Source organism: uncultured Fibrobacter sp., from assembly GCF_937877005.1.
Lineage (GTDB): Bacteria > Fibrobacterota > Fibrobacteria > Fibrobacterales > Fibrobacteraceae > Fibrobacter.
In genome coordinates this window covers 1-6,707 of the sequence record NZ_CALEFV010000086.1, presented here as the reverse complement: position 1 = coordinate 6,707, position 6,707 = coordinate 1, and the positions used below count along the sequence as shown (strand labels likewise).

6 protein-coding genes and 1 pseudogene are annotated in these 6,707 nt (G+C 53.1%); 6 read left to right on the top strand and 1 reads right to left on the bottom strand.

The annotated features are described in order from the left end of the window. Together glgC and Q0628_RS04580 are read left to right on the top strand one after the other, a co-directional pair. Nucleotides 1-314: pseudogene (gene glgC, locus Q0628_RS04585) on the top strand (glucose-1-phosphate adenylyltransferase); the annotation flags it as partial. A gap of 106 nt (nucleotides 315-420) precedes the next feature. Continuing rightward, nucleotides 421-1,242 carry a NifU family protein gene (locus Q0628_RS04580; protein WP_298768588.1) on the top strand — a complete coding sequence of 274 codons (822 nt, stop codon included), beginning with the start codon at nucleotides 421-423 and terminating at the stop codon, nucleotides 1,240-1,242. A 17-nt stretch (nucleotides 1,243-1,259) separates the two neighbouring features. Here Q0628_RS04580 and Q0628_RS04575 read toward each other — a convergent pair whose 3' ends face one another. Then, nucleotides 1,260-2,621 carry an aminopeptidase P family protein gene (locus Q0628_RS04575; protein WP_298768586.1) on the bottom strand — a complete coding sequence of 454 codons (1,362 nt, stop codon included), beginning with the start codon at nucleotides 2,619-2,621 and terminating at the stop codon, nucleotides 1,260-1,262. A gap of 111 nt (nucleotides 2,622-2,732) precedes the next feature. Between Q0628_RS04575 and Q0628_RS04570 the strand changes: the two genes are divergently transcribed. From Q0628_RS04570 to Q0628_RS04555, 4 genes are read left to right on the top strand one after another with little or no spacing between them, the layout of a single operon-like run. Next, a complete protein-coding gene (locus Q0628_RS04570) occupies nucleotides 2,733-3,038 on the top strand; it encodes a hypothetical protein (protein WP_298768584.1) in 306 nt (101 codons plus the stop codon). Nucleotides 3,039-3,047: 9 nt separating this feature from the next. Next, nucleotides 3,048-4,001, top strand: a complete 954-nt coding sequence (locus Q0628_RS04565) for a PhoH family protein (RefSeq protein WP_298768582.1) — start codon at nucleotides 3,048-3,050, stop codon at nucleotides 3,999-4,001. A 2-nt stretch (nucleotides 4,002-4,003) separates the two neighbouring features. Beyond that, nucleotides 4,004-6,289 (top strand): HDIG domain-containing metalloprotein, encoded by a 2,286-nt coding sequence (locus Q0628_RS04560; RefSeq protein WP_298768580.1) that lies wholly within the window; start codon nucleotides 4,004-4,006, stop codon nucleotides 6,287-6,289. Between the two features lie 20 nt (nucleotides 6,290-6,309). Further along, nucleotides 6,310-6,450: a hypothetical protein gene (locus tag Q0628_RS04555; protein ID WP_298768578.1), complete on the top strand. Its 141-nt coding sequence runs from the start codon at nucleotides 6,310-6,312 to the stop codon at nucleotides 6,448-6,450. Nucleotides 6,451-6,707: the final 257 nt, after the last annotated feature.

The window sequence follows — 6,707 nt, the reverse complement described above, 5'->3', positions numbered from 1 at the left end:
GCGACGCACACCAAGGTGCAGCAATTGATTCCATTGTATCTTCGGGCTGCATCATCGGCGGTGGCACCGTAGTCAAGAGCATCCTCTCGCCCGGCGTCACCATCCAAAAAGACGCTCTTGTCGAGGAATCCATCCTCTTCCCGAACGTCACGATTGGCCCGGGTGCCAAGGTGCGCCGCGCCATCATCGAAAAGGGCCTGCACATTCCGGCAGGGTTCCAGATTGGCTACGACCTGGAACGCGACAAGAAACTGTTCCACGTGACCGAATCCGGAATTGTCGTGCTCGCCAAGGATACCATAATCAAGGCTTAATAAGGCGAGCGTTGCAAGCAACTGCATGCGACACAACACCCCTACAAAATACGGCCCCGCCTAGACGGGGTCCTTTTTGTTCCATAAATTTTCTAAATTTGGCGCCATGAACGAAGAACAATGCGCAAGTCTTTCCCAGAAGTTGCAAGAAATTGCCAAGGCCCCCAAGTACAGGGGTGCCATTTTCCAGATTGAAGCCGACGAAAAGGGCCTTGCCCTGGTCGATGTCAAGGAAGCAAGCCTCAAGGTCTACCTGATGATCGATCCGGACTGCGACAAAATTCTGGAAACGCGATTCTTCACCTACGGAGGCCCGATCTTTACGGCTCTTGCCGATACCTTCTGCAAAAAAATTCAGATGGTTACCGTGGACGAAGCCTGTGCCATTACCGCCGAAAGCTTGGAACTGGAACTCCGCGATACGCCGGATGTACCGGCCATCGCCGAAACTGCCCCCGAAATCAAGCAGATGAATACGCTGATCAAGCGCATTCTCGAGACCTATCCAGAAAAGAAGGGAACGGCAATTCTTGTTCGCGAAAAAATGGAGCGCATCAAGTACCGCACCCAGACCGCCGAGGGCCGTGCCGAGGCTGATGCCGAATGGAACGCCATGACGAAGGTCCAGAAAATCGAGAAGATAGAAGCCTGGCTGCACCAGTCCGTACGAGGCATGCTGCAGGGCGACGGTGGCGATGTCGAAATACTCGACCTCACCGAAGACAACCGTCTGAAGATCCGTTACCAGGGTGCCTGTGCCGGATGCGGTTCGGCCATGGGCGGAACGCTGTTCTACATCGAGGACGAACTGAAGAACAACGTCTACTACAACCTGATCGTGGAACCGGAAGATCCACTCGATAACATCCAACCGAACCCGGATCTGCCTGGACTGGACGATAACAACCCACCAGCAAGCCTATTCTAGAGACTAGCCTAGGGCGGCTATGAAATAGCCTTCTCAAGTTCCTCGACCGTTTTAGGAATACTCCTAGAAATATTCACGAAACCATTCCTGGTAATCAGCAGGTCATCTTCGATGCGGATGCCTATTTTCTCGCGGTATCTTTTTCCGCCGATAGTCGCCCAGAATTCACCATAGAGACCGGGCTCGCACGAAATCAGCATGCCTGGTTCCAGGACCGTTTCTAGCGAACGCGTACCCGGTTCCCCTTCGTGAATCTGTTCACCGATGAAGTGACTCACTCCATGCGGGCGCCTGTTGTACAATAGTTTGTACGAACCCTTCGCTTCCTTGACAAGACGCGTTTCCAGCTCCTGCATAATGTATTCCCAGGGCACGTTCCCGATATCCTTGAGCGATACACCGGGCTTCACGTATTTCTGGTACTCGAACGCAGAATCAAGGACTATCTGATAAAGAAGTTTCTGTAGAGGATCGAACTTTCCATTCACGGGAATCGTGCGCGAGATATCGCTGTGCAGAGATCCGATACGGATGCCGAAGTCAAGCAGCACGAGCTCCCCTGCCTTCAAGGGTTCGTCCTTCTTGACATAATGCAGGCAGCAGGCGTTCGCGCCGCCAGCAACAATGGTCGGAAAAGCAAGATCGCCGTCGCTTTCGCGCTGCATCTCGTAGTCAAGCGCAAGGCCGAGCGTGCGTTCGTTTTCGTAGGTCGAGAGGTTTGCAAGCACCTTGCGAAAAGCCCTATCCGTTACGGCCTGCGCCGCCTCGGCGTCCTTGATGCGTTCCGGTTCCAACGGAAGACGCAGTTTCCAGTGAATCGCCGATGCGCTCCGGATTGAGACTCCCGTCGGCCTAAGCGCCTTGGCGAGCTGTTTCTTGAACCGGTCGTTGTGGTCTTCCTTGAACTTTTCAAAGTAGTAGGCGTAGACATGCGCGTCCTTCGGGAGCTTGCGGGCCCTGGCCACGATGGTATCCCAGAGTTCTTCGGACGGACGGACATCGGCAATTCCAGTAATTTTCGAAACTTCGTCGTCGCCTTCAAGGAATCCAAGCCGCTTGCCATTCCAGAATTCCTTGAACGGATCCTTGGGGGGTACGAACAGGATTTCTTCATTGGTACGGGGATCGAGCAGCAGGAAACACCCCGCCTGGTTAATTCCCGTCAGGTACATGAAGGCCGGTTCCTGTATCATGCGGTTCCAAGTCTGCACATAGGCCTCTTCTGTTCCGGGATCCACGGGGATTCCCGCGAACACACATAAGGAGTCTAGCTCCTTAAGCATGGCGAGACGACGTTTTCTATATAAATTCCTGGAATTGTAGCGTTTGGACGAGACAAATACTTGCGAATAGGGCGAAGAAATGGATTTTGTAGCCATATTTTCCTCTAAAAAACTGTTTTTTCGCAATAAATTTACCTTTTTTGTTCTCCTTCCGCCTCAAATTATTATAGATTTTGGTCATCACAGACTAGAATGGAGCCTGAATAAATGTCTCTTTTGAAAAATTGGAAACTGATCCTTGCAACCATGACTGTTGCCCTGTTCACTGCTTGCGCCGGTTCTTCCGGTGGTTCTAGCGACAACTATGACTCTGACGACGGAGCCGCTGCCGAAAGCAGCAAGTCCTCCGCCCCGAAGGAACATATCGACGAAAACAAGCTGAAGAAGACCGAACAGGAAGCCGTCGCCATTACCGAAGAAAACCACAAGCTCCGCAAGGAAATCTTCGAAGCGAAGAACAAGCTCGGCATTTCTACCGCTCCTGAATCTTCCGAGGCACCCGCAGCCGAATAAGCTTTCGGAATGAGCGAGTCTCTGCGCTATTCTTTATCAGATGACCTGAAACGGACGATTTCAGGCGAGAACGAAACGGTTTTCCGCTTGCTGGAGAGCCGTTTTTGTGTTGAAATACAAACTCGCCTGTCTGGTCTTACGATTATCGCCAATGATGGCGGCGACATCGCTGGGGTCAGCGCGGTCCTTGACCAGCTGAAAATTGCCGCAAGGCAGGGAAAGGTCCTGACAGCCAAGCAACTTGAGCACCTACTCGATCCGACGGATTCTGCAGGAAAGTTCTCCGGAACGGATTCAATTCCCTCGACACCAGTCTTTAGAAACAGGCTCGGCGTCACGGTATTCCCCAAAACAAGAGCACAGGCCGAACTGGTAGCCGCAGTTGAACACAACGACATTATCTTTGCGAAAGGCCCTGCCGGAACCGGCAAGACCTTCCTTGCGGTAACGCTCGCCGTCGCAAGCCTAGAACGACACGAAGCGGAACGAATCTGTCTCGTTCGCCCGGCAGTCGAAGCGGGAGAATCGCTCGGCTACCTGCCCGGCGACCTCAAGGAAAAGATAGCCCCCTACCTGCGCCCCATCCACGACAGCCTTGCAGAACTTCTGCCGACAGAAAAGCTCCGCCGCTACGAGGAGACGGGCTCCATCGAAGTCGCCCCCCTCGCCTACATGCGCGGCCGCACGCTCAAGCGTGCCTTCATCATCTTGGACGAGGCGCAGAACACGACGCCCGAACAGATGAAGATGTTCCTCACCCGACTCGGTCCCCATAGCAAGGCGATCATCACCGGGGACTCGACCCAGGTAGACCTCGCCAAAGGCCAGAAATCAGGCCTGGTTCACGCCATGAATCTCCTGAAAGGTATTCGCGGAATTGCGCAGGTGGAATTCGACGCCACCGACGTGCTCCGTCACCCACTCGTCAAAGATATTCTCAACGCCTACGAGAAGGACAAGTAATCATGAAAAGAAAGCAGATGAAAATCCACCTAACGCTGGGTTACATTCTTGTTGCCGCAGCGACCATTTTCCTTTTTCCGGACAAGAACATCGCATTGCAGGCGGAACGCCCGCACCTAGGCCAGGTCAGTACGCGAACGATCGTCGCGCCCTTCAATTTTGAAGTTCCCAAATCCGAACAGGAAATCCAGGCCGAAAGAACTCGTGCCGCCGAAAAGGTGAACGCCATTTTCGGATACAACAGCGACGAGACTAACCGCGTTTCCGAGGACCTGAAAGGATTTCTGCACAAGCTAGCCCAATACGGTTCCCTGCAGGCACAGATCAACCAGATGAATGCCGCCGGCGAAACCGACTCCACGATGCAGCCCAAGGTAGTACAGGCATCCAGGCTGTACGAAGTGCTGAAACAGCGTATATCGACATCTGCCATCAAACCGCTCAGCCAGAATTCGAAGGCCCGCGACTCCCTGCTTTCCGTGTTCAACCAGATGCTTAAAAGTGGAGTTTCGAACACCTTTATTGCGAACTCCGAAACTGCAGCGCAACTCTACCGCGACAACTACAACCTTCAGGATTTCAAGTATATAGTCTACAGCAAGCCAAACATCACGCTCATCAAGGACAACGAGAAAAGCACGGTTGAAGTGAGCAATATCCAGCCGCTGCGCCGCCGCATCGACGAAGCTTTCGCTCAGCTGCAGATGAGTTTTCCGAACGAACAGGGGCTCCTGAGCGCCTTCTACGAAACATTGTTCGTGTTCATGATGCCCAACGTGTTCTACCTAGAAAAAGAAACGATCGCGAGCCGCGAGGAAGCGCGCAACAAGGTTACGCTCATCAAGGGCATGGTACCGCGCGGCATGGAAATCGTATCGCAGGGAGCGCCCATCACCAAGGATATTCTCGAAAAGATCGATGCCCTCCAGAACGCCCAACAAAAGGAAGAAAACTCGAAGACGTTCACTGCGATTTACGGCAACGCCCTCATCTTCGCCATCATCATCCTGTTCTTCTTCATCTTCCTGTACTCCACGCCTTCACGCGGAATTTTCAAGAGCGGACGCCAGCTCTGGAGCCTCATTGCGCTCGTCCTATTGCAGATTGTCGCCATCTGGGGCGTACACAACCTGACCGGAAGCCTGAGCAGCGCAGACATTTCTATCATTCCCGAGAACCTGGACTTCATGTGGCTCTATCCGTTTGCGCTGGCCCCGGTCACCGCCACGGTGCTTTACGACAGGCGCCTCGGACTCGCCTTCTGCGTCTTCTCGGCCTTCATTTTCGGTATCCTGAACGGCTACGACCTCGCCGCAACCATTTGCGCCTTCGCCATTACCTTTGCCGCCACACATCCGATTGCCCGCATGCGTTACCGCGTCCAATTCGTGTGGGGAATTATCGTAGGCGTTATCGCCATGGCTGCGGCAATCAGCGTCATGCTCCTGCTGCGCAATCGATTCTCGTTCGAGGCCTTCTATCAGAACCTAATTGCCGGTAGCGCGAACATCATTATCTGTTCTGCCCTAGCCTCGGTGCTGCTCATCCACCTTATCGAAAGGCTCTTCGGCATCACGACAGTGCTTACGCTCATGGAAATGTCGGACTTCAACCGACCGGCACTCAAGCGCATCTCGGAGTACGCTCCGGGCACATTCCATCACAGCATCCAGGTGTCAAACCTTGCCGAACACGTGGCCGAAAGCATCGGAGCCAACTCGCTGCTAGTACGCGTCATGGGCCTGTATCACGATATCGGAAAGACAATGCGTCCCGAGTTCTTTACCGAAAACCAGAAACAAGGCGTAAACCCGCACAACAACCTGGATCCGGACCAGTCGGTCAAGATTATCACGGGCCATGTCGAGCAGGGGTCGCTCCTTGCCAACGAATACAACATTCCCGACCTGGTCGCCGCAGGTATCCGCGAACACCACGGTTCCTCGGTAATCCAGTTCTTCTACCACAAAGCACTGGAAAAGGCAAAGGAAACCGGCGAAGAGGTCAAGATCGAAGACTACAGCTACAAGGGACCGAAACCACAGAGCAGGGAAACGGCTATTCTCATGCTGGCAGACATCATCGAGGCCACCAGCCGCTCCATGACCGACACTAGCCCCGAAGCACTCTCCGCCATGATCCACAAGACCATCGAGAGCCGCTTTACCGAAGGCCAGTTCAACGAATGTAACCTGTCCATCAAGGACCTTTCAAAGCTGGAAAAGGCATTCCTGCACAGTTTGGACGGAACTTATCACACCCGTGTCAAGTATCCGGGTCAAAAGTAACCTTTAACAAAGGACGCACCATGAAAAAGACCATCGCCGCCATCGCAGCAATCGCTAGCCTGCTTTTCGTTGTCGGTTGCGCAAGCAATCCGCCGCAGGACAACAATGACCAGACTCGCGAAAACGCCGAGAAAGCCTATAACGAACTCGACAACGAGTAATTGTCTGTCGTTAAAAACAACTTTTTTGTCCAAATTACAGGGTTTTGACTTGACAAGGGCCATAAACTTTGTATATTTGGGCTCGTAACTTGAGAAAAGGACCTACTGATGGATAAAAAGAATATCATTCTGATTGCTCTCGGTGTGTTGCTCTTGGTTATCGGATTCATTTGCCTCGCCACTGGCCCTGCAGACAATCCGGTTTCACTCACAGTTGCACCGCTTATCTTGGTTGCCGCCTACCTCGTGGTCATTCC